Source organism: Streptomyces sp. MK7, from assembly GCF_032658145.1.
GTDB lineage: Bacteria > Actinomycetota > Actinomycetes > Streptomycetales > Streptomycetaceae > Streptomyces > Streptomyces spiralis.
The window spans coordinates 1-390 of sequence record NZ_JAVACL010000170.1 but is presented as its reverse complement, the minus strand read 5'-3'; the positions used below and the strand labels follow the sequence as shown (position 1 = coordinate 390).

Here is a 390-nt window from a genome sequence, read left to right as displayed (position 1 = left end):
CAACCCGGCCCTCCGGCAGCTGCGCAACCTGCACTTCCACCACGCCGACAAGGAAGCGGTGATCGCCTACTCGAAGCGGAGCGGCTCGAACACGGTTCTGGTGGTCGCCAACCTCGATCCACACCACACCCAGGAGGCGACGGTCTCGTTGGACATGCCGCAACTCGGCCTGGAATGGCACGAGTCGGTGCCGGTGCGTGACGAGCTCACCGGCGAGACCTATCACTGGGGCAGGACCAACTATGTGCGACTCGAGCCGGGCCACAGGCCCGCTCATGTCCTCACCGTCCTGCGACCGTCCACCCCGCAGATCGGAGGGTCACCCACAACATGATCGTCAATGAGCCCGTTCCGGACACCTTCGAGGACACTCCCGCCAAGGACCGCGAC

Annotated in this window: 1 protein-coding gene; it reads left to right on the top strand. The window is 65.4% G+C overall.

Translation table 11 applies throughout. The features are described 5' to 3' along the window. The coding region (locus R2S09_RS40340) for an alpha-glucosidase C-terminal domain-containing protein (protein ID WP_316746277.1) at positions 1–334 on the top strand (334 nt) is incomplete at its 5' end. Positions 335–390 lie beyond the last annotated feature (56 nt).